Origin of the sequence: Flavobacterium swingsii, assembly GCF_900111965.1 — a bacterium.
In the GTDB taxonomy this organism is placed as follows: Bacteria; Bacteroidota; Bacteroidia; order Flavobacteriales; family Flavobacteriaceae; genus Flavobacterium; species Flavobacterium swingsii.
The window spans coordinates 385749-410159 of record NZ_FOJT01000001.1 but is presented as its reverse complement, the minus strand read 5'-3'; the positions used below and the strand labels follow the sequence as shown (position 1 = coordinate 410159).

The 24411-nt window shown below is 34.8% G+C and carries 18 protein-coding genes; 8 read left to right on the top strand and 10 right to left on the bottom strand.

The features are described from left to right. The first annotated feature begins 92 nt into the window (after positions 1 to 92). The 3 genes from BM053_RS01880 (at position 93) to BM053_RS01870 (ending at position 2017) form a co-directional block, all read left to right on the top strand. Complete coding sequence (locus BM053_RS01880) at positions 93 to 551, top strand: hypothetical protein (RefSeq protein ID WP_091473391.1); 459 nt, start codon at positions 93 to 95, stop codon at positions 549 to 551. A gap of 78 nt (positions 552 to 629) precedes the next feature. After that, complete coding sequence (locus tag BM053_RS01875) at positions 630 to 1277, top strand: response regulator (protein ID WP_091473389.1); 648 nt, start codon at positions 630 to 632, stop codon at positions 1275 to 1277. Positions 1278 to 1396: 119 nt separating this feature from the next. Beyond that, positions 1397 to 2017: a DUF4230 domain-containing protein gene (locus tag BM053_RS01870; RefSeq protein ID WP_091473387.1), complete on the top strand. Its 621-nt coding sequence runs from the start codon at positions 1397 to 1399 to the stop codon at positions 2015 to 2017. 3 nt (positions 2018 to 2020) lie between these two features. Here the strand turns inward: BM053_RS01870 and BM053_RS01865 are convergent, their stop codons facing one another. The 5 genes from BM053_RS01865 to BM053_RS12135 all read right to left on the bottom strand — a co-directional run bounded on the left by BM053_RS01865 (position 2021) and on the right by BM053_RS12135 (position 7803). Continuing rightward, positions 2021 to 3775, bottom strand: coding sequence for an aromatic amino acid hydroxylase (locus BM053_RS01865; RefSeq protein WP_091473385.1), 1755 nt, complete (start codon positions 3773 to 3775; stop codon positions 2021 to 2023). Between the two features lie 46 nt (positions 3776 to 3821). Next, positions 3822 to 4787, bottom strand: a complete 966-nt coding sequence (locus tag BM053_RS01860) for a DUF6340 family protein (protein ID WP_244148496.1) — start codon at positions 4785 to 4787, stop codon at positions 3822 to 3824. A 136-nt stretch (positions 4788 to 4923) separates the two neighbouring features. Next, entirely contained in the window at positions 4924 to 5457 is a 534-nt protein-coding gene (locus tag BM053_RS01855; protein WP_091473380.1) for a DUF4136 domain-containing protein, read from the bottom strand. Positions 5458 to 5517: 60 nt separating this feature from the next. Further along, positions 5518 to 7494: a urocanate hydratase gene (locus BM053_RS01850; protein WP_091473378.1), complete on the bottom strand. Its 1977-nt coding sequence runs from the start codon at positions 7492 to 7494 to the stop codon at positions 5518 to 5520. Between the two features lie 132 nt (positions 7495 to 7626). Then, complete coding sequence (locus BM053_RS12135; protein ID WP_167357266.1) at positions 7627 to 7803, bottom strand: C1orf53 family protein; 177 nt, start codon at positions 7801 to 7803, stop codon at positions 7627 to 7629. A 25-nt stretch (positions 7804 to 7828) separates the two neighbouring features. On the opposite strand from BM053_RS12135, the gene BM053_RS01845 reads away from it, so the two are divergent. Next, a complete protein-coding gene (locus BM053_RS01845; protein WP_091473376.1) occupies positions 7829 to 8155 on the top strand; it encodes a hypothetical protein in 327 nt (108 codons plus the stop codon). Position 8156: 1 nt separating this feature from the next. On the opposite strand, the gene BM053_RS01840 is transcribed toward BM053_RS01845, so the two are convergent. Further along, a complete protein-coding gene (locus BM053_RS01840; RefSeq protein WP_091473373.1) occupies positions 8157 to 11552 on the bottom strand; it encodes a T9SS sorting signal type C domain-containing protein in 3396 nt (1131 codons plus the stop codon). Positions 11553 to 11914: 362 nt separating this feature from the next. After that, positions 11915 to 17659 (bottom strand): GEVED domain-containing protein, encoded by a 5745-nt coding sequence (locus tag BM053_RS01835; RefSeq protein ID WP_091473371.1) that lies wholly within the window; start codon positions 17657 to 17659, stop codon positions 11915 to 11917. A gap of 214 nt (positions 17660 to 17873) precedes the next feature. On the opposite strand from BM053_RS01835, the gene BM053_RS01830 reads away from it, so the two are divergent. The 4 genes from BM053_RS01830 to hemL all read left to right on the top strand — a co-directional run bounded on the left by BM053_RS01830 (position 17874) and on the right by hemL (position 23032). Next, a complete protein-coding gene (locus BM053_RS01830; protein ID WP_091473369.1) occupies positions 17874 to 19766 on the top strand; it encodes a T9SS sorting signal type C domain-containing protein in 1893 nt (630 codons plus the stop codon). 192 nt (positions 19767 to 19958) lie between these two features. After that, positions 19959 to 20861 (top strand): 1-aminocyclopropane-1-carboxylate deaminase/D-cysteine desulfhydrase, encoded by a 903-nt coding sequence (locus tag BM053_RS01825; RefSeq protein ID WP_091473367.1) that lies wholly within the window; start codon positions 19959 to 19961, stop codon positions 20859 to 20861. Then, positions 20854 to 21717 (top strand): glucosaminidase domain-containing protein, encoded by an 864-nt coding sequence (locus BM053_RS01820; protein ID WP_091473366.1) that lies wholly within the window; start codon positions 20854 to 20856, stop codon positions 21715 to 21717. Before BM053_RS01825 ends, BM053_RS01820 begins: the two co-directional genes overlap by 8 nt. 28 nt (positions 21718 to 21745) lie before the next feature. Further along, positions 21746 to 23032, top strand: a complete 1287-nt coding sequence (hemL, locus tag BM053_RS01815) for a glutamate-1-semialdehyde 2,1-aminomutase (RefSeq protein ID WP_091473363.1) — start codon at positions 21746 to 21748, stop codon at positions 23030 to 23032. A gap of 47 nt (positions 23033 to 23079) precedes the next feature. Here the strand turns inward: hemL and BM053_RS01810 are convergent, their stop codons facing one another. The 3 genes from BM053_RS01810 to BM053_RS01800 all read right to left on the bottom strand — a co-directional run bounded on the left by BM053_RS01810 (position 23080) and on the right by BM053_RS01800 (position 24311). Further along, a complete protein-coding gene (locus tag BM053_RS01810; RefSeq protein WP_091473361.1) occupies positions 23080 to 23418 on the bottom strand; it encodes a hypothetical protein in 339 nt (112 codons plus the stop codon). Between the two features lie 32 nt (positions 23419 to 23450). Beyond that, positions 23451 to 23789 (bottom strand): hypothetical protein, encoded by a 339-nt coding sequence (locus tag BM053_RS01805; protein ID WP_091473359.1) that lies wholly within the window; start codon positions 23787 to 23789, stop codon positions 23451 to 23453. A 63-nt stretch (positions 23790 to 23852) separates the two neighbouring features. After that, on the bottom strand, positions 23853 to 24311 hold the full coding sequence (locus BM053_RS01800; RefSeq protein WP_091473357.1) for a hypothetical protein: 459 nt from the start codon (positions 24309 to 24311) through the stop codon (positions 23853 to 23855). Between the last annotated feature and the right edge of the window lie 100 nt (positions 24312 to 24411).

Below are 24411 nucleotides of genomic sequence, written 5' to 3'. Positions count from 1 at the left end.
AAATATCTTAAAAATACGACTATTGTCGTATTTTTTTGTGTAAGCATATTTTGCAAATTTGTACTATTAATAATAACTAAAACTTTAAAATCATGAAAAAATTATCTTCTTTATTGCTAATTGCTTTACTTGCTATTACATCTATTTCTTGTTCTGACGACGAAGATGTTGTGGTTGTTCCTGTATCAGCTACACCAGTTTCTGGCGATGGTTTCAGATGGACTGACAGTAGCAGTTCAACAGAACAAACAGTTAACAATCCTTATGCTAATAATTCATTCAAAACTATCTTTGCAACAAATACTGGCAGTGGGACAGTGTATGAAATCAATTTAACGGCAATTGCAGTAGGAACTTATGATGTTGTGGCTTCTGGAAATGCTTTTTATTACAGAAGCACAACAATGTCTGCAGCTTTTGTTCCAACTTCTGGTTCTGTGGTAATTACGGCTAATGCAAATAATAAATTAACAGGTACTTTTACCGCTACGGGATCTGGTGGTGGTGTAACATCTGTTTCGGGCTCATTTACAAATATTGCAATTAACTAGATAGTAAACTAATCAATAAAAAACCATTATTTATTCTTATTAAGTAATGGTTTTTCTTAATTTTATAAAAAACTGTAAATGATAAAAATAGCCATAGTTGATGATAATTCCTTTTTGATAAAAGCCACCCAAGAAAAATTGTCTTTTTTTGATAATTTTGATATTAAATTCACAGCAATAGATGGTTCAAATCTGATTGAAAAATTAAAAAAAAATCACAATATAGATTTGATTCTTATGGATATTGAAATGCCAAATATGAATGGTATTGAAGCTACAAATTATGTAAAAATCAATTATCCTCAAATAAAAATTATCATGTTAACCGTTTTTGATAATGATGAAAATATTTTTAACGCTATAAAAGCAGGAGCCGATGGTTATTTGCTAAAAGAAGTAAACCCAAAAGATTTGAATCAAGGAATTTTAGAAACGCTTAATGGAGGTGCCACCATGACACCATCAATAGCTATGAAAACGCTTAAATTATTTAGGAATCCGATTACTTTTGATACAAGAAAAAATCAAGAAGAAATCTCACTCACCACAAGAGAAATCCAAGTTCTCGAACAACTTTCTAAAGGACTGAAATACGACATCATTGCCGAAAACTTATTTCTATCTAAAGGAACAGTAAGAAAACATGTAGAGAATATCTACTTTAAACTTCAAGTACACAACAAGCTTGAAGCTATTCAGAAAGCAAAAATTAACAACATAATATGATGGCACTTTCTAAAAATAAAATTCAAATTATCGTAATGTCAATTATTATTTTACTTCTTCTCAATTTATATGTTTTGTTTCTAGCTTAATTTTATATTTTTATAAAAAAAAACACAAAAATGAGAAATAGAATAGTATTAGGAATAGGAATTATAGTTGTTGTTTTTTTGTTATTCAAGTTTTGTACATTCAAAAAAGATGATAATTCAAGTTTAGAAAATAGCACCGCACTCATTCAGCAACAAATTGTAAATGTTGGAAAACTGGTTGTTACCGAAGGTCATTTTGCCGAAGTGTTAACTTATAAAGACCAAGATACTTATTTTGGAGGTATGGTTTCTTTCGACAAAAAAGCATTAATTGTTGTAAATGCTGATGTGACTGTTGCCTACGATTTGCATCAAATGAAATATGATATTGATGAAAAAAATAAAATAATTACCATTCTTAATATTCCAAAGGAAGAAATAAAAATCTCACCCGATATTCAGTTTTATGATGTAGATCAAAGCAAATTGAATCCATTTACGGGCGATGATTATAACAAAATAAGCAAACAAGCAAAGACAAGTTTAGCCAAGAAAATAGAAAAATCGACTTTGAAATCTAATGCTCAAAATCGATTAATTTCTGAATTGTCTAAAATGCTAATTCTTACCAATTCTATGGGTTGGAAATTGCAATATGAAGGAAATATTATTGGAAAAGAAAGTGATTTTTCTACCAAAATAAAGTCGTAATTCCTATGCCGATTCTTTTTCGAAAACCAGTTCTAAACCATTGCTGATTAGTTTTTTTACTTCAGGTCTAGACACTTTCAAGTCTTCTAAATGCAAAATTATTTTTGATGTCAAAACGGTATCTTTAGTATGAACTAATTCTACAATTTCAACTGAAAGTAACCAATCTTTTGGATGATTTTCAATCAATTTTTCGAAAGTGTTCTCTAATGATATATTAGTCGATTTTCCTTCGCGAATATCGCGTACATTTTGGTATAAACCTTCTAATTCTTCACGTTCCCGTGTCTTTTTAGATTTGATGGTTTTAGATGAAGGAATATGTGTAATCATATCGAAACTATGCACGTCGGCTGGGCCAGAAAAAGCTGAAATCACTTTTTTTCCTACCGCCATATCATAAATTCCCCATTCTGGTTGAAACAAAATAGTTTCTCCATGAGTAACCGTACAGTTTTTGAAACTAATTAATATAATTTCGCCTTGCAAATTGCGTGAGCCAGTAACTATTTCGCCCGAAACTACGATGTTTCCTTCAAATTCTAAAGTGACTTTTCCAGCTTCATAAATATCGTAAGCTTTCAAATCGCGAGGACTCATATCTTCGATAGCGATATTTATTCCTTTTAGTTTTCCAATTGGACTTCCAAAACCTTCAGAATGATACGACGTTCCGTGACCAACCAGTTCTTTTTCTCTATAAGATAAAGCTGTTTTTCCTGTGGTTTGAATGTAAACTGGTTTTCCGTCATCTTCAATAACATTGGTAAACAAACCTGAAATCTGAATTCCGGTACTCATTTCGATAGTTCCAATCGCTTTCGAATTAATTAGTTTATGAATACCAGACAATCCGCCAGTTCTAAGTGCCATTTTGTTTGCAAATTCTTCTAAAACTTCACTTAAATAAGCAAAATCTGGCGTCACAAAAAGCTGAGGTTGTGGTTTTGTAATGTCAAAACTTTGGTTTACCGCATCAATAGAGTAGGGAAGTTTTTCAACTTCATTTGTCATACACCAAGCACTTTCGCCAATAGAAGAAAGCAAACCTGCTCCATATATTTTTGGATTTTCGACTGTTCCTATCAAACCATATTCGACTGTCCACCAGTGTAAATTTCGAATTTGTGCCATTTCTGACATTTCTCCCATATTGTTTTGAAGAAAATCTACTTGTTTTTCGGCAGCATCAATTTCGGCTTGAGGAGTTCCTTCAGCTTCTTTCACTATCGATAACAATCGTACGGCTTCATACATTTCGTAATCGCGTGACGATGAAATGGCTTTGCAACCTATTTCGCCAAAGCGACGTAAATATTCGGCATATTCTGGATTGGCAATAATGGGTGCGTGACCAGCCCCTTCGTGAATAATATCTGGAGCAGGCGTATATTCGATATGTTCTAATTGTCGGATATCGGAAGCGATAACAAGTACATTGTAAGCTTGAAATTCCATAAATGCATTCGGCGGAATAAATCCGTCAACAGCTACGGCAGCCCAACCAATTTCTTTTAGAATACGGTTCATACCGTACATATTCGGAATATTATTTATCTCCAGTCCTGTTTTTTCTAATCCTATAAGATACGATTCGTGAGCAACTTTAGATAGGTAATCTACGTTTTTTCGCATCACATAACGCCACACTGCTTGGTTTATTGGCGAGTAGTCGCTATAATCTTGCGGTTTGATAAACTGCTTCAAATGTTTTGGTAGTCTGTCAATCAGTGGGTTGCTTTCAAAAGGCGCTTCCATAATATTGTAGTTGTTGTTTGGAAGTAAAAGTACTAAATCTTTAGATTTATTTCAACTGTTCTTCAAGTTGTTTGTTCTTATTTATTCTTCTTTTTAGAATGTTCAGATATTTTAAGGCCAATTTATTGTTGTAATCCGAATATGATTTTGATGCCCATTCGACAGCAGTGTCTAAATTTCCGTTAATTTCATTTATAATGGCCATGTTATAACAAGCTCTACCAGCAATTTCTCCTTTAGAATTGTTTACTTCTTTTGCCCAAAGTTCGGCTGCGCTATCCCATTTTCCTGTTCGTGCTCTTCGCATTGCGGTAACAAAATTATCATTCCCTTTTACAAAATAATCTCTCGAAACTCTTATGTTATATGGTAATATTCTTTGTGCATAAGATTTCCCTATTTTGTCGCTACTATTTAAAACGGCTTCTTTTCTTCCTATAATAGTTTCAATAGCTTTAACAGGATTTATACCTCTTCCTGATAATGTTACGTTGTCTTGCGTTGAGAATTCTTCTAAAATCACTTTGTTTTTAAGTGAATATATTCTCCAGCCAGTTTTTATTAGTGTTGTAATGGTCGCTTGATGTTCTATAAGAGGAATTTTTAGCCCTAAAATATTGGTTGTTTCTACATTGTTTACTTTATAATCAACTTTTGCATCGGTGTCATAATACGAAAGTTCGTATACGACATCGACTTTGTTTTCTTTGCAAATTTGACTTATTTTTTCCCAAGAAATTGCTTCAGGAAAAAGAGCTAAACCTGTATTTTTCAGATTTGGTACCTCAATGATTTTGGCACCAATGATTATATTGTTTTTAGAAAGTTCATTTTGTAAACTTGCAATCGTGTTTTGAGCACCTTCTTTATCTAAATTTCTACCTTCGATGGATAAAATTTTATCAATCTCATCGATAGCTACATTTTTTTGAGATGGCACACTTCTGTTGATGATTCCTATCGAAATATCTTTAGCATTTATGTTTACTGGTGCAGGCTGTATGGCGTCCATAGTCAGTAAATTTGTAGAACTACATGACGAAATGAAAATACTAATAATGAGTAGGAGTGCTGTGTTAAAGTATTTTTGGATCATATTTTTCGTGTTAAATAAATGGTCTGCTAAAAAGCAGACCATTTATACATTTTTATTTTTTTACTGGTGGATATTGTGCTAAAATATGGGTAACAAAACATTTTATATTCTCGTCTTTTTTGTCAGTATTTTTTGTTAGATATCCTACGCCTTCACCTTGCCAAATTAACTCTTTTTTCTTAGCGTCTATTAAATCGATAATCAGAGTTCCTTCGGTATTTGTATTGATGTTGTAATTTGCGCCCCAATAAGGAGGATTCCAACCCAATCCCCAGCCATAACCGTAATTTGCATTAAATTGGCTTACATTAATATTTTTTTCGGCTTTGGTATTAATATTGATTAACAAATCAGGAGTTTCACTTTTAGTAAAGCCTTTAGTAGTCATTTCTTCATCAATAGAACGAAGGATGCGTTTTTTATCAAAATCGGAAATTTCAACTTTGTCTATGCCAGTTTTATGAAAAGCATAGGTTTTATAAACCGAAAAATCTGTTTTTTTTTCATAATCAGAATTTACCCTTACTGCACTACATGAGGCTAATAAGAACGTTATTAATATCGATAAAAATTTTATTGTTTTCATAATTTAATTGTTTTTATGGTTTAATGTTTAAAGTTGCATTAGAACCTAATAAACTTTAAACTAAAATAATTTTTCATCCACTATATTTGGGATGGTAATTTTTAATAAAGGTTGTGTCGCCATGGCTCTTTTTATTGCAAAAATTGCATTGTCGTTCCTTGCCCAACTTCTTCTTGATATTCCGTTGTTTACATCCCAAAAAAGCATCGATTCTAATCGTTTTGAAGCTTCCTTAGAACCATCAAGAACCATACCAAAACCTCCATTTATCACTTCTCCCCAACCAACGCCGCCTCCATTGTGAATAGAAACCCATGTTGCACCACGGAAGCTGTCGCCAATCACGTTTTGTATTGCCATATCGGCAGTAAAACGAGAGCCATCATATATATTTGAAGTTTCGCGATAAGGCGAATCTGTTCCCGAAACATCATGGTGGTCACGACCTAAAATGACGATTCCAATTTCTCCTTTTGCAATGGCTTGGTTAAATGCTTCGGCGATTTTTATTCTTCCTTCAGCATCAGCATAAAGGATTCGTGCTTGTGAACCAACGACTAGTTTGTTTTCCTGAGCGCCTTTTATCCAAGTGATATTGTCTTGCATTTGTTGCCTGATTTCCTCTGGCGAATTTTTCATCATTTCTTCTAAGACGGCACAAGCAATAGCATCTGTTTTTGCTAAATCTTCTGGTTTTCCTGAAGCACAAACCCATCGAAAAGGTCCAAAACCATAATCGAAACACATAGGTCCCATAATATCTTGAACGTAACTCGGGTACCTGAAATCAATATGATTGTCGGCCATGACATCAGCTCCTGCCCGTGAAGCTTCTAATAAAAAAGCATTTCCGTAATCGAAGAAATAAGTTCCTTTTGCTGTGTGTTTGTTTATCGCTTCTGCATGACGACGCAACGTTTTTTGAATTTCTTCTTTAAATTTATCTGGATTATTTGCCATCATTTCATTCGATTCTTCAAATGAAAATCCAGTAGGGTAGTAGCCGCCAGCCCAAGGATTGTGCAACGATGTTTGGTCGGAACCTAAATCGATATGAATATTTTCTTGGTCAAATCGTTCCCAAACATCGACCACATTTCCTAGATATGCAAGAGAAATAATTTCTTTATTGGCTTTCGCCAAAGTGACTCTGGCAACCAATTCGTCTATGTTTTCAAAAACCTCATTTATCCAACCTTGACTGTGGCGAATGTGTGTGATTTTTGTATTTACTTCGGCACAAACAGTGATGCAACCTGCAATGTTTCCAGCTTTTGGTTGTGCTCCGCTCATTCCGCCGAGTCCTGAGGTTACGAATAATCCTCCTGAAGTTGCTTTTTTGATTTTTCTAAAACCGTTCAAAACTGTGATGGTTGTTCCGTGTACGATTCCTTGCGGACCAATGTACATATAACTTCCTGCAGTCATTTGTCCGTATTGCGAAACACCTAAAGCGTTCATTTTTTCCCAATCGTCGGGCTTAGAATAATTAGGAATTACCATTCCGTTAGTTACTACGACTCTTGGCGCTTCTTTATGTGATGGAAATAATCCCATTGGATGACCAGAATACATCGCTAAAGTTTGATCATCGGTCATTTCGGATAGATATTGCATCGTCAATAAATATTGTGCCCAGTTTGAGAAAACAGCACCGTTTCCGCCATAAGTAATTAATTCATGTGGATGTTGTGCTACTGCATAATCCAAGTTATTTTGAATCATGAGCATGATGGCTTTTGCTTGTTCGCATTTCCCTGGATAATCAGAAATTGGACGGGCTTTCATCTCGTAATCTGGACGAAAACGATACATATAAATGCGTCCGTAAGTTTCTAGTTCGTCTGAGAATTCTTTGATTAATGTTGCGTGGTGTTTTGCTTCAAAATAACGAAGTGCGTTGCGAAGTGCTAATTTTTTTTCTTCTGTGGATAATATTTCTTTGCGTTTTGGCGCGTGATTTATTGAAGTCTCGTAAGCTTTTGGTTGTGGTAAAACAGACGGAATACCTTGTTGTATTTGTTCTTTAAAAGTCATTTTTGTTATTTTTAATTCGTTAGGTTTATATTCTAAATTTCAAATGATTGAAACCTAGGGGTAACGAATGTCAGACCTGTGATAGGATTTGTGAATTTTGATTCGATATTTGAATAATTGAATGTCCATTTTTTATTTTTTGTTGGTCCCCGTTTTTTTATCAAATCCGTAAGGGCAATGACGGCAACCGCTTTTGCAACAATAACCACGTTTTAAATGGTATTTTTCTGTAAAACATTTGTAGCCTTCGGGTGTGTAATAAAAATCTTCACCTTCTATGGGTTTATTTTCTTTACTTTGTGAATTCATACTACAAATTTATAAACTTTAAATCATGTTTCTAATTGTTTCTAAATATTTAATTCCAAAAAAATACCGAGGACTTACTTTATTTCCTTTTGTGATTATTAGAAATGGTTTTGACAAGACAAATAAAGTTTTACTAAATCACGAAAAAATACACATTCGTCAGCAATTGGAGTTGCTTATTTTACCTTTTTATATTTTATATTTTACAGATTTTTTAATCAAAACCATTCGATATAAAGATAGGAACAAAGCCTACAGAAATATTATTTTTGAAAGAGAGGCTTATGCTAACGAAAAAGACCTCGACTATTTGAAGAAGAGGTCTTTTTGGAAGTTTTTAAAATATAGGTAATTTAGTAAATTACTTTTTTAATTACTACTTTATTATTTTCTAAAGTTACTTTAACGATTAAAACATTTGTTGTTGGTCTTAATTCGGTTAGCCTCACTTCATTTTTAATGATATTTTTCTTATCTAATAATGTTTTACCCAAAACATCATAAACAATTATATCTTTAATTGTTTCTTTTGTAGAAGTTACATTGATGCCACTATTAACAAAAATTTTAATCTCATCATTGTAGTCAAAATCATTATTTGATAACGCTCTATCAGTATAACGCAATACAAATCGATCGTTTACAGTACCAGCATTTGATGTGAAACTATAAGGAGCTAAAGTTAGATTGTGAATTACGTTTAACAATTTATCTTCTAGATATATGATTTGTGCTCCATTTGTAAATAACCCATCTACTGCTTTTATAGCAATGTGATAACCACCATCTGATTGTATATTTATACCTAGAGGTACAATGTCATCTTGGCTAAATGGTGTTGGTTTTCCTTGAATGATACATTCTTTACTGTCTGCAAAACTATATATTCCAATAGCAGTAGTAATTCCAATTGTAGCATCAAAATCATTATCAAAACTATTTGTAGCTCCATCAACATATCCTAATAAAGTAGTTTCTGAAGAGTTAGTTGTATTGTCAACAATATCTAACCATATTCTGTTTTTTTCAACAGTATTTGTATTAGGAGATTGATTGTTTGTACTTGATTTAAAGAAATTATCATTTACCATTAGAGCACCTGCATTTCTTCTCATAGCATTGTTAAACTGTATGTCAGCGCCTACTAAATCTTGAGCGCCTTCTATACGTTGCGTCATAAATGCTTGTCCAGATTTTATAATATCTGATGCTCCAGGTACTGTTGGTCCTGTAAAATTGATAGTCAAATAATCATTTGAATTATAATTATATACAAAATTCTGATAAAATGGACTTGCAATTGCAGTTGGAGTGTTTAAATGTCTCCATAATCTTATGTTACCTAATAAGTTAGCGCTATTTGTAGATAAAAACTGTAATCCATTAATCGCTGATGGATATGGGTTACCAAGTAAGTTCCAGTTGTCGTCCATTACGTTAAGCCCAGCGGCCGAATAGGTAGATGGCACAGTTGCTGCGGTCATGTTACCACGAGTAGCTTTAATCGTTATATTTCCATTGTTAGGGACTCCTGTAAATGTACTGTTTATAGTGCTTGATGCCATAGCTGAATTACTAGACCCTCTAAGTATATAACCTTTTGCTGTAGTCATAGTTCCTGCAAAAGTGTCCCATCTGCCAAGTCCATTTCTAGCATTTAATCCAGTTGTATTCCATAAATATTTTGGACCTTGTACAGGAGTTGTGTATATCCCACTAATGGCTTGACTAGCTACTGGTGAGGACCAATATACAAAATCAGAACCTCTAATAGCGGTAGCATCTCTTCTATATATAATATTACCACTATTTACTACATTGTTTGTTTGTAATAATGATGCGTTATTATTTAATGTAAATATACCTCCTGTATTTACAGTTACAGTATTAGTTACGGTTATATAATTATTAGAGTTTACGGTCAAATTACCGCCGTTTAGGACAGTTAGTGTTCCTGCTAAGGCTTCAGTTCCTGAAGAAACGATAGGGTTGTTAGGTACGCTTCCTGGTATAACTACACAATCGGTAGCTGTGGGTCTTGCATTACCAGACCAGTTTTGATTTGTGTTCCAATCTGTACTATTGCTACCATCCCAAGTTTTAACACTTGTGTCTAAAATTGTAAATGGGCCAGGAATGGTTATGATTCCACAACTGACAGTGTTTAATTGAAAATTAGAATAAGTACCAGCTGATAAGTTGCTTAAAATAATTTGAGGGGCTCCAATGTTTATTGTTGCTGATGCAGGACCCGTAAATGTCCATTCGTAATTTCCAACAGCACCTGTACTAAAACTAGTAGATACTAAATAATAGGTAATTCCAGTTGATAGTGTTGCTACAATTCTAGAATCATTTTCGCAATTCCCTCCTGTATTTGTATCATCATCAGCAATTATAAAATTTGCTGGAGTTCCACAAGGTGCGGCTCCGCTAAATGCATTTTGATATAATGAGGCATGCGCATCAAAATCTGTTCCAGGTGTACACATGTTAAGTGTATATGATCCGTTGGTTGAAACTGTAAATGCGAATACATCATAATATTCATCGGTTCCTGCGGTTGCGCCACAGGTTGTTCCTCCTGTATTTCTAACCCAAGTAGGGTCTGTATTGGCGAGTGTTCCAGCATTAAAAACTGCGCCTTGAGCTATACTAGTACTTCCTGATCCTGGTGTAACAGTTTGAGAAGTTGGACTTCCGTTTATGTTGTAACCAAGATTGTAACTTCCGCTTAAATTTACGGTATTAAATATTATAGAACCATTTGGTGTAGCGCAGCTTGTGTTGTCTGCTTGTGCATTTAAACTATAACTTGGTCCATTTACATTTACAACGGTATCGTCATTACACGGACTTCCGCCACAAAGCCAATAGGCTGTATATGGTGTGGTTACATTTGGTGATATGGTTAAATTCGGACTTGCAGAAACTACAGTTGCGCCTTGTTGCCATCTTTGAAAAATACAAGGTTGAGGGTTAAATATGGTGCAGTCTTGAGCACCAGCATTAATTCCTGGCCAATCGGTAGAGTTTCTTCCTGGAACTGGAAAAGCGTATGTTCCATTGTCATTTTCTGCACCAGAAGTTGCTAATGCGCCAGAGGTTGTTGCATTCCAGTTTGCTGATAGTTGAGAAACAATTACTTGAAAGGATCCTGTTTCGTTAAGTACGATTTGAAATGAGGCTGTTCCTGTACCAGCTCCTGTGCCAGAATTGTAAGGAACAACATTGTTATAGCTTACTACAAAACGTCTGTTTGGCGCAGTGCCTACTGTTTGATAGGTTATTGTTCCTCCGTAACGAATGTCTATATCGGCAAAAAAACCAGCAATATAATTGTTTGGGTCTCCTCCAGATGGTATAGCGAAAGCACTATAACCTGTATATGAAAAAGTAGGGCCAAAACCCAAAATACCGTTAGAGGAGATTACACCTGTGGTATATGTGTTTCCGTAAAAATTAAATGGGAATCCAATGGGAATCTGACCTGTAACACAGTCATCGCAAGTGGTAGGGAAGGCGGTTGTACCTGCAATAGCTACCGGACCACATGATGATGTTACTACACTATAAGTTACTGCAGTTGTTGTTGCACTCAAAGTAGTTGATGATCCGCAATTTATAGTTACATCTGCGGGTGCTGTTGTTACGCATTGCGCAATAAGTGTGTTGTTAGTGACTGTAAATAGACCAAGTAGTACTAATAAGAAAAAAGTATACTTTTTCTGAAAATAATTCTGTTTCATAATAGTTAAAGATGTGTTTTTTAGTTTTGGAAAAGTATAAATAAAAACAACATAATCAAACTATTATGTAAAAATATTATCAAATAATTATTAATAACTAAGAAGAAGTGCTGTATTGTTAGTGTTTTTCGAAGTTTTTATAATATTTGTTTTGTAGCATTTTATGGGCTAAATTTTCCGATTTTAATAGATTTGTATTAAAAGTCTGCGGGAATGTTTAATTCTTTGTGTATTTTTTTAATCATTTCTGCTGAAAGTTTACATTTTTTATATAAAAAGTAGTAAACGGATTACAAATGTTAAAGACAAAAAAAGGGCGCAAAGAAAATATCTTTGCGCCCTTAATTATTTATTGTCGATTATTAGAAAATCACTTTCGTAACCACCACTTCGTTATTTTCTAAAGTTACCTTAACAACAAGCATTGTACTTGTTTGTTTCAATTCGTTTAGAGAAATTTCTTGCTTGTTAATGTTTGTTTTGTTTATTACTGTTTTCCCTAAAACATCATAAACAACTACTTCTTTTATAATTTTACTTGTTGAAGTTACATTGATGGTATTGTTACCTGTAAATACTTTAACTGTATTTGCATCAAAATCATGATTTGACAATGTTGTCGCTGAATAACGCAATACAAAACGATCATTAAAAATTCCCGCAGCTGTAGTAAACGTGTACGGAGAATCTTTTAGATTATGAGTTGTGTTTAGTAACTTATCTTCTAATAGGATGTTTTGTGATGCATCAGAGAAAAGACCATCAACAGTTGCAATAGCAATACTATGAGAACCACTTACACTTGTTTTGAATCCCATAGGAACAAAATCAGTGTTCTCGAAAGGTAAAGCTCTACCTTGTATTTGCATGATTTCGGTATCGATTAACGAATAGAAATTTTCAGAATTTTTATAATCTGTAAATGAATCATACAAGCCGTCATTTGCTTGTGTTGCACCTGCTATATAACCCACAAGAGTTCTACTTGCATTTCCGTTTGCACCTACTAAATCTAACCATATTCTATGTTTTTCAACAACGGCAGTTTCATTTGCAGAAACTCCATTTTTATAGAACACATTATTTGCAAATGCAGCACTTCTCATACTATTGTTGAAAGTAACAGTGTTAGATCCTGCAGCACCCGCATTCATTAGTACCATAAAACCTTGTCCTGATCCAATTTTCACATCTCCCGCTCCACTTGTGGCTCCGGTTAAGTTTACTGCAATATAATCGCTAGGATAATAATTGGTTACAAAATTTTGGTAAAAAGGGTCTGTAGCATTTGTTGGCAATTGACCATGAGTCCATAACCTTACACCACCTGAAAGGTTTGCTGCATTGGTTGTTAAAAATTCATTTATACCAATTGAAGAAGGATAAGGATTTCCTAACAAATTCCAGTTGTCATCAGTAGCTGTTCTTGGAATGCCTTGTGTACCTACAGTTGTAAAATCAGTTCCTCTGTAAATAGTAGGTGTGAATATTCCGTTACTAGGTACGCCAATAAAGTTAGCTGTTAGTGGTGTTGTAGTTACATTGTTGAATCCGTTTGGACCACGAACAATATATCCTGTTGTAGGAACCATATTTTCTGCTGTATTTATCCAATAACCTTGACCTCCATTTGGATTAACAGTAGTTGTTCCCCATTTGAATATATAACCTGATGGCGTTGCTGTAGATACACTTGTTACAGGGAATGTTCCTGCTGCTGCATTACCTACTGGTGATGACCAATAAGAATAATCTTGTAAACGAAGATTGGCAATACGCTCCATGTTAATGTTACCTGAATTGGCTGGTACTGGTGCGTTAGTTACTTGTACTAAATTAGCGCTATTTCTTACGTTAAATGTTGCTCCAGCTTCTACATTAATCCAGTCAGTTACTGTAAGGTTTCTGCCAGATTGTAATTCTAGATTTCCTGTTGGAGCTTTTACTGTTAGGTTTTTAGCTAATGCATCAGGAGTATTCATGATTTGAGAGGTACTGCCTGTTGGTATAATAACACAAGTGGTAGCATTTGGAATCACTGCCGGCAACCAGTTACCAGCTTTGTTCCAATCGTTATCGATAGTTCCTTTCCAAACTTTCGTTTGATTTGTTACATTAATTGTACCGTTAGTTGTACAGCCATTATTAAGATTTGCGCTAACATTAATTACAAATGAAGCTTGTTCTAATTGTGTTAATGTTGGTTTTATCCATATAGTATTTCGTTGATCTCCAGTATAAGTAATCGTGGTAGCTGCATCTGTATATGCATTTACACCACCACCAAGAGCAAAGAAAGGAGTTAATGGTCTGCTACCGTATAATTTCACATCATCTATAGCAGCTCCGTCACCTGCAGTTCCAGATCCAGATCCATCTCCTAAAACTCTAATTCTTATTTTTAAATTGGTTTGTGCTATATATGCATTTAAATTATAAGTTAAAGTCACAAAGTTCGAGCCATAACCTTGGTCAGCAGTAATAGCTGCTAAGGATATTGGCCAAGTTGTGCCTCCATTTGTAGATATTTCTATATTACAATTTTCAAGCGCAGTGCTTGCTCCATCATCAAAATATCTTGAATAGTACATTCTGAGGCTAAGCGTTAAATTAGCAAACGAAGTTGCTGCCGGATTTACTGCTGTTGTAAGTGTTAATGAATTTTCCATGTCAACTGTTGGTAATGGAACAGTTTTAAAATCATCCATTGAAGTTAAAACAAATTTATTTGTTCCAAAACCAGAAGAAATTGCTGGAAACCATCTGCCTCCACTAGGAACAAAAATACTGGTTTTATTTTTCCAAGCAGTTTGCCCTTTTTGAGCAACAGTTGTTCCGTCGCTATTTACATTAGAGAAAACGCCTAGAGTTCCACCTTCAAAATTCTCATCTATTAAATAAGCAACTTCATTATTTCCAGTTGCATCTAATTGGATTGTTTGATTCTCTCCACAAATAGTCACATTTGGTGTTGCAATAATTAGAGCAGGAACTGGTTTTACTTCCGCAATTACAGGTATTCTAGTCAAAGTCTCACAAGTAACGCTTGAAGAAGTAATGTAGTAAGTAGTTGTTCCAATAATAGCTGGCGTAAAGTTTGCTCCATTCGCAGTTGTTCCAACTAATGTTCCGCCGGTTAATGCGTCATACCATTTAACGTCTGTACCTGTTCCTATGGCTGATAAGGTAGCTGTACCTGGACCACATATTGCTGGGTTTGAAATAGAGGTAATTTTGTTATCACATTTTGCAATTACTGTAAAGAGATAGTCTTCTGCCTCACCATAAGTTTTTCTAGTACCTGAAATCGTGTTAAAAGAATTACAAGAGTCAAAATACAAAAGTGTTTCATAGTTGGGGTCATTAACTGGAAGACTAGTGTCAATAGTGTTTTGTACACGTACCCTCATTCTATAATCGCCAGGTGCAGCGTTAGCAGGTACAATAAACCCAAAAGTAGTTGAAGCAAATAGATAACCACCTGGGTTGTATACTTCTTCGCCTGAATCAGCAAAATCGCCATCTTTATTCCAATCTACCCATACTTTCCAAAAACCACGACCAGTATCAGATGTTAGCTTCATATTTATTGGGCCAGCTTGAGCTTGTATGCTTTTTGTATTACCTGTGAAATCCTGAAAACCATCAGCAACACCATCTGTAGTACTTACCTGACTTGTGTCAAGTAAAGTTCCTACAAAAGCGACGCTTGAAACATATAAACGGTTAATAGCTGTCGATGTAGTTACAGGGGTACAATAAGTTGGTAGGGTTCCTGTTGTTGTTGCTGGTCCGTTTAGTGGAGTTACAGTTCTGTACAATGGGCCTCCAGTACAAGCACTATTGTATGAAAATACAAAAACGTAATAAGTAGTGCTTAAATTTAATTGACCAGCAGTAAAAGTTGTATTGTTATCAATATCCACAATTACATTTGTTCCTCCCAATGTTGTATCTCCAATAGCGTAGGTTGTTCCGTTGCTTGGTGTTGGAGTAACGTTGGTAGTATTAATTACAACCAAATAATGATCAGCACCTGCCGCAGCAGTAAATGAACCATTAATAAAGGTTCCTCCAGGTGTTAATACCAAAGCTGTTGGTTGTGCTGCTGGCGTTGCGCAAGCAGGTCCTGCAATGATATTAAGAGTATAATCTTCATCTTGAAAACTACCACCAGTAGGACATGGTGAAGGCGCAGAGTTAAATTGATTTGCTACCCTCATTCTAACAGTTGATCCTATTACGGCTGTAGAAGGAATTGTGATACTTGCAGATAATACACCACTAGCAGTTGTTGTATAGGTTCCAATTGTTGTAAGTCCTCCATCATCAGTAAAGTCACCATTGTTATTCCAATCAAAAAACACATAAATTCCAAATGGATTTGGTGAAACACCAGTTGCTGTAGCAGAAAAAGTATAAGTGCCGTTAGGTATTACACTGCCTGAAATAGCTGAAAAATCTTGATAAAAAGGACCTGCTGATGTTGCAGCTGAAGAGCTGTTGTTAATCCCAGCAAAAGTTACATTAGAAATAGGGTATGTAGTAGGGGCTGCAGAGCTTGGTGTACAATAAATCAAGCTGACTGTTAATGTAGCCGCAGTCGAAGCTGCCGAAGTGCCACAAGCATTTACTGCCATGGCTCTATACATATAACCAGACATACTTAATGTAGCGCCTGTAATATCTAATGTTGCTGTAGTTTCATTCGAATAAATAGCGCTAGCCGTTACTGTAGACCATGCGCCACCGCCATTTGTGCTTACTTCCCAAATATAGCTTGTAGGAGTGCCAGATGCCGTTACTGTAAATGATGTATTTGCACCCACTGCAATACTTGAATTTGCAGGGTTTGCTGTTATTGTTGGTGTTGAATTAATAGTTACAACAATAGAGCCTTGAGGACCCCAACAACCAGCTGCGGATTGAGCTCTAAAATAATAAGTACCTGAGGTGCTTACAATTTGTGATGTTGATGGAGTTGCAGTACTAGTTCCGTTTGAAGTCGTATTTTGCCAATAAATAGTGCCACTTGACCCATTTGAGGCATTTAATGTTGTAGATGTACATGCTGGAGTAGTTCCAGTAACTGTTACTATTGTTGGTGATGGATTAATTGTGATGCTTCTTCCGTTGTTTCTTCTCCCATTGTTATTAATATCAACAACTCCTGAGGTTGCACTAGCTCCGACAACGGCTGTAATTGTAGTTGTGTTTACAACAACAATACTTGTACAAGCTGTCCCGTTAACCGTTATTGTTGTAGTACCTAGAGTTGAAAAATTCGTACCAGTTATGGTTATTGTAGCTCCTATACAAACAGGATTTGGTGTAACATTCGAAACGGTAATATAATCAAACATGACACGACCAGGCGCACCTGCTCCTCCAGCTGAATTTGTCCCTCCGTTTCTTTCTCCACCACTTCCTCCTGCGCCAGGTTGTCCTCCAGGTGTTCCGGTTGAATCTGATACTCCTGTAGCTCCTGCACCGAAAACAGTAAATGCTGTCCCTGAGTTTCCACCAGCTCCACTTGGATTAGTATTTCTAGCACCATCACTTCCAGGGCTATTTATTCCTCCGCTAGCACTTCCTCCTCCGCTATTAGTTGGGGTGCCTAATGCTACATTACCTCCTAATCCTCCAGTACCACCATTTGCAGATAGATTAGTTGATGGTGTAACCGCTGTTATTGATGATAATGTTCCATTACCTCCTGTGCCATTAGCAGCTGCTCCAGCTGCTCCCGAAGTACCAACAGTGTAAGTAAAACTGTTACCAGAAGAAACGGCTATTTGGTTTGAAGCAGCGCCACCTCCGCCTCCGCCATTTCCTCCTAGATTATTACCGGATGCACCACCACCACCACCACCTGCGCCCCATGCTGCTGCATTAACGTGAGTGACGTTAGCAGGGACATTGAATGCTTTCAGTGCTCCAGGTACATTGTCGTTTCCTGGGAATTGCGCGAACGATGAACTAGTAGAGAAAAAAGCAAAAACAAACAGTAAAGCACTGTATTTGTTCAAAATAGATTTCGTAAAAAAAACTTTTCCTTTTGTAAGAAAAGAACCATTAGATTTTTGGATAGGGTAAAATTGTATCATACAAAATTGATTTAGAAGAGTAAATGTACATATATATTTTCTGGTAACCAAATAAAAAAGTATAAAATATTGAGAAACAGTGTTTTTAATCGATTTTAATTGTAGTTTGTCGATGTTTTTTTATTGTTTATTTATTTTGAATATATTTGTTTATGGATTTTAATTGGTTTATTAATTTTTAGTAGTCAACTCACTTTTTTAATACCGTAAACATATGAAATACAACTATCTATTATTGTTATTTTTTTTAGGAATAGCTACTCAGGCTCAGCTGTACGTAAGCCCTAATACTTATGTGTATGTAAACGACCAATATGTTTATGCAACAGGAAATGTAGAGCTAAAAGACCCTACAAGTAATTTGTTTTTGCGCAATAGTTCTCAGTTATTACAAGGGACTTCGGGTGCTGGAAACAACAGAGGAAATGGTGCTTTGTCTGTTTTTCAAGACGGAACAGTTAACAATTACCAGTACAACTATTGGTGTTCTCCAGTAGGAATTCCTGTGGCAGCATCGACAGTAAATGATTCTTTTGGTATTGTTAATCTAGGAAGACCTACGACGGTTACGGCAACTACATTTACGGCGCCGTTAGCAATGGCAGCTGTCGACGGGATTTCGTCACCGCTTCAAATTGCTTCCCGCTGGATTTATAAATTCTTGTCATCTACTACTTATTCTCAATGGTTTTCAGTAGGAGCTAATCCAACAATTGCGGCTGGAGAAGGATTTACGATGAAAGGAACTAGTGGTACCGATGGGACTACAATTACAAATGAAACAGGAACAAACAATTCGGGGAGTAATCAACGATATGATTTTAGAGGGAAACCTAATGACGGAAATATTTCGGTTAGCGTTGCTAATGGGAATTTTACATTAGTAGGTAATCCTTATCCTAGTGCTATAGACATCAATATGGTTTTGGGTAAAGATGCTCCTGGTCCAGATACTTTATGGGGTACTGCAGATGATATTGGAGCAATAAACAATCCGTCGATAAATGGGACTGCTTATTTCTGGGAACAATCAGTTGTAAATTCGCATCTCATTGCGGCTTATCAAGGAGGTTATGGAAAATATACACCAGGTGGCGGTTATTTAAGATCTGATATTTGGTCCTATAATGCAGACGGAACTCAAAACTTAGATTTGAATCCAGATGGTGGAGCTTCTAATCAAGATGGGACAACTTTCGCCAGAAGATTTAGTCCAGTTGGGCAAGGATTTATGGTTATGGGTACCGCAGCAGGGAGTGTTACTATGCAAAATAAATTTAGAACCTTTGTTAAAGAAGGAGGGACTTCGCAGTTTGCTAAATCTAGTAGCAATACTGTTCAAGGAAATGAATTTTATCCTGAAATACCTAATGTAGCAGGAACTGATTATACAATCCAAAAAAAGGGTTATGCACCACAACTAAGAATAAATGCGATTGTAAATACCAATCAAGGATTTATAAGAACAGCATTAGGATTTGCTGATGGTTATACAAATGGTTTTGATAGCGCTGCCGATGCACGAGCATCATCAGATACTGCGCCGTTTAGTTTTTATCATATTTTAGAAGGAAGCGACAAGGAATATGCGATGTCATTTTCTCCATTCGATATTAATAAAAAATGTCCTGTAGGATTTAGAAATAATATTCCAGCCACATTCAAAATTAAAGTTATAGGTACTTTATATGGTTTCGATGACAATCAAATGGTGTACTTGCATGATAAAACAACAGATTTGTACCACGATATAAAAAATGCGGAATATGAAGTTTCTCTTCCTGCAGGTGTAAATAATAATGGATATGAAATTACATTTGTAGAGAATGCGTTAAGTACAAATGATAATGTAGCTAGTAATTTTGATGTTTTTCAAAATAATGGAAGCGGATTTTTAACTATCAAAAACCCTGAAGCAATAGATTTGAAATCTTGTACTTTGTATGATGTTTCTGGAAAAACAATATTGTCTAAGGCAAATTTAGGTTCTAATGTTAGTTATGAATACAGTACAGTTGGATTAAGCGAAGGGGTTTATATCGTAAAATTAATAACTGGAGCCAATCAGGAAATCACTAAAAAGGTTTCTATTTCTACTAAAAAATAAAGGTTAATTCTATATTAAAATTAAAGCAGCTTTCGGGCTGCTTTTTTGGTTTTAGATTTTTGAAGATAAATTGGTACGCGGATGACAGGGATAATACGGATTGTCACGATTTTTTTATTTTTTTACCACAAATTTGCGAATTTTCAAACCTTAGTTCCTAAGAGCCTTTGTACCTTTGTCTCTTTTGTAAAAATGAATTCTGTCAATCAAAATATTGAAATCCAAAATAAAACCATCACTTTAACCATAAAGCGAGAGGATTTGTTGCATCCGTTTGTTTCGGGAAATAAATTCCGAAAACTGAAATACAATATTCTTAAAGCAAAAGAGTTAAATCATGATAAACTAATTACATTTGGTGGTGCTTTTTCAAACCATATTGCGGCGGTGGCGTTTGCTTGTCAGGAAGCTGGTATTGAATCTGTTGGAATTATTAGAGGTAACGAATTGGTAGGTAAAATACAAGAGAATCCAACATTACTTTTTGCGCAGAATTGTGGAATGAAATTTGAGTTTGTTTCTCGAGAAGTATATCAAAATAAAATGTCGGAATCATTTATTTCTGAACTAAATACCAAATACGGAAACCATTATTTACTTCCAGAAGGCGGTACAAATGTGTTGGCAATATTAGGTTGCGAAGAGATTCTAATCAATGAAGATGCTCATTTCGATTATATTTGTTGTGCGGTAGGAACGGGCGGTACAATCTCGGGAATAATAAATAGTGCCACCCCAAATCAAAAAATCCTTGGATTTCCAGCCTTAAAAGGCGACTTTTTGAAAGATGAAATTCGTAAGTTTGCAAAAAATAACAATTGGGAATTAATTGCCAATTATCATTTTGGCGGTTATGGTAAAGTAACTGACGAACTAATAGGTTTTATAAATCAGTTTTATATGGATGTAAAAATTCCCTTAGACCCCATTTATACAGGAAAAATGGTTTATGGAGTAATGAATTTAATTGCTAATAATTATTTCCCAAATGGTTCAAAAATACTAATGATTCATACAGGAGGCTTGCAAGGAATAAGTGGTATGAATGGATTGTTAGAAAAGAAAAAAATGAATAAAATAGTTTTTGATGAATAAAATAGCATTTCTTATATTAGTATCATTATTAGTAAGTTGCGGGGCTTCTAAACCAAAAGTGCAGCCTAGAAAAACAGCGCATGCAACTCAAAAAACTACTGTCAAACAAAAAGTAGAAACTCCAGTAGAAAAAGTGGTAATAAAAACGCCTGAAAAAGAAAATGCGCCACCTAAAATTGAGGTTTTAGAAGCCACTCAAAAAGTGAGAGTGACTACCGAAATGGTTTTGGCTTATATCGCACAATTTAAGGTAGTTGCAAAAGAAAATATGGTTCGAGATGGCATTCCTGCGAGTATTACACTCGCACAAGGAATTCTGGAATCTGGAGCAGGAACAGGGGATTTGAGTGTTCAGGCAAACAATCATTTTGGAATAAAATGTCATAAAGAATGGACAGGTCCTAGTATAAAACATGACGACGATACTGCACAAGAATGTTTTAGAAAATATGAACATGCAGAGGAATCTTATCGAGATCATTCTTATTTTTTGACTAGTAGAGCTTGGTATAAACCCTTATTTTCATTACCAAAAAATAATTACAAAGCTTGGGCAAGAGGACTTAAAAAAGCAGGTTATGCTACTGATGTGAAATATCCAGAAAAACTAATTGGAATCATAGAAAGATATGAGCTGCAACAATACGATGCTGAAGTTTTGGGAATAGATTTTCCTGTAAAACCTTTAGATAAAAAAGAAGAAATTGCAGATAACGAAAGTCAATACGTAGTAATAAAAGGAGATACGTTATATTCTCTTTCTAAGAAATTCAATATCACTATCGACGAGTTAAAAAAGAAAAACAATATTATTGATAATAACCTTTCATTAGGTCAAAGTATTATTATAAAGTAATTCATAATTCATAATTCATAATTTTTTTATGTTATACCAAAGAAGTAGCCAGTTGTTTACGGAAGCGGAAGAAGTAATTCCTGGTGGCGTAAACTCGCCAGTAAGAGCATTCAAATCAGTAGGAGGAACGCCAATATTTGCAAAAAGTGCAAAAGGCGCTTATGTTTATGACGAAGACGGAAATAGATTTGTAGATTATATCAACTCTTGGGGACCAATGGTTTTAGGACATGCTTACGAACCCGTTGTAAGTGCTGTGATTGAAAAAGCAAAACTAGGAACTTCTTTTGGTATGCCAACAGCATTAGAAACTGAGATAGCAAAATTAGCCGTTTCAATGGTGCCAAATATCGATAAAATTCGATTTGTAAACTCAGGAACCGAAGCTTGTATGAGTGCCATAAGATTGGCTCGCGGGTTTACAAAAAGAGATAAAATAATCAAATTTGCAGGTTGTTATCATGGGCATTCTGATTCTTTTTTAATACAAGCAGGAAGCGGAGCGATAACTTTTGGTTCGCCAAACAGTCCTGGAGTAACGGCAGGAACTGCGAAAGATACTTTGTTAGCAAGCTATAACGACATTCAAAATGTAAAAGATTTGTTTGAGGCTAATAAAAACGAAATTGCAGCCATTATTATAGAGCCGGTTGCAGGAAATATGGGTTGTATTCCGCCGCAACAAGATTTTTTAGAAGCTTTGCGACAAATTTGCGACGATAATGGCACATTGCTAATTTTTGATGAAGTAATGACTGGATTTCGCCTCGCAAAAGGAGGGACTCAGGAATTATATAATATAAAAGCTGATATTGTTTGTTTTGGTAAAGTAATAGGAGGCGGATTGCCAGTTGGTGCCTTTGCTGCACGTAACGAAATAATGAATTATTTAGCGCCACTTGGGCCGGTTTATCAAGCAGGAACATTATCTGGAAATCCTTTGGCAATGGCTGCTGGATTGGCTATGTTGAAAGCTTTAAACGCAGACCAAGCAGTTTTTACAAGATTAGAAGAAAAAACAGCTTATTTAGAAAAAGGAATTGCCAAAGTACTTACTTCAAATAATGTGCTACATACTATAAACAGAGTGGGTTCGATGATTTCTGTTCATTTCGATGCTAATCCAGTTTTTGATTTTGAAACTGCTAAAAATGGTGATAATGACACGTTCAAAAAATTCTTCCACGGATTACTTGTAGAAGGTGTTTATATTGCGCCATCAGCTTACGAAACTTGGTTTATTTCCGATGCTTTAACCTATGAAGATTTAGATTTTACAATTCGAGCGGTAGATAAAGTTTCGAAAGATTTTTAAACAAAAAAACCACTATTAATAGTGGTTTTTTTGTTTAAAATATAAGTTTATTTATAAATTAACTTGTCGTATAAACCTGTAACAGATTTTAATCTCTTAATGTCTTCAGCAGAAAGTGCCGCTTTTAGATTGGTATCAACATTTTCAGAAAATCCTTTAGCTTCTTCTTTAGTTAATGTTTGGTTTGCATTTAAGGCATCGTATTTTTTTAAAAATATGATATGAAGATTCTTTTTCATACTTTCTTCCAAAGCGATTACTTTAGATACTTTTAACACATCGTTTTTGGCCAATGTTTCTGAAGTTTGGCTTTTGCTTTCCGTTTGTGCGCTAGCAGAAAATGTAAAAGCAAAAAATAAAGCTAATATTGATAATATTTTTTTCATGAATTAGTAGTGTTGGTTTTTATGTAAAAAAATTAATTAAGCAGTTTTTTGTAGATTCCTTTAGATTCCAATTTTTGAATTGATTCGTAATTTAGAGTTGCTCTTAATTTGGCATCAATTAGATTTGAAACTTCTTTTTTGTCAGTCTCTGTAAGACCTTCCCTTGAAAGCATCTTGTGTTTTGTTGTAAATAGTTGCGTAAGAGCATAATCCAGAGTGGGATCTTCAAGATTTATTACAGATGTCAGATCCGTAAAGTTTATTTTAGCTTTTTCCTCAATTGATAATTCTTTTTGAATTGTTTTTTTTTGAACTTGAGCACTTGCGTTCAATGCAAAAAGCAGTACAAATATTGATAATATTTTTTTCATAATTTAATGTGGTCGATTAGTTATAATTATCAAATCTAAACTTTTTTTTCGAACTACCAAAAATTATTTAGAAACTTCTCCTTTGGTTTTGTTTCTATGTTGTCTTTTTATCTTGTTCATTTGATCTTTTCTTTTTCCTTTATTGGCTTCCCATTTTTCCATTTGTTCAGCGTTTAAAATCTTTTTCATTTTGGCTTTCATCTCGATTTGATTATCGAGAGATTTGTTTTTCATTTCAAATTTTTCATTTGCTGTCAGTGATTTTTTAGCCTCTTTTTTCGCTTTCATTTCGTTTCTTTTTGCTTCCATTTTTGTGGTTTGTTCAGCAATAATTGGCGCTATTTCTTTTTGTTGTGAAGCTGTCAAATCTAAATCTAATGTCATTTCTTTCAGATGTAAAGCATTTCTTTGTTCTGCCGATAATTTTTCAGTTGCGTTTCTTTTTCCTGATTCTTTTTCTTGTGCAATTGCTGCAAACGAAAGACTAGTAATTAATGCTAAGGTGAAAATTAATTTTTTCATGATATTTTTTTTTAAGGTTATATCATTAAGACGATAAATAGATGAAAAGGTTTAATTGTAAATAAAAAAATCTGCCCATTTGAGCAGATTTATGATATAT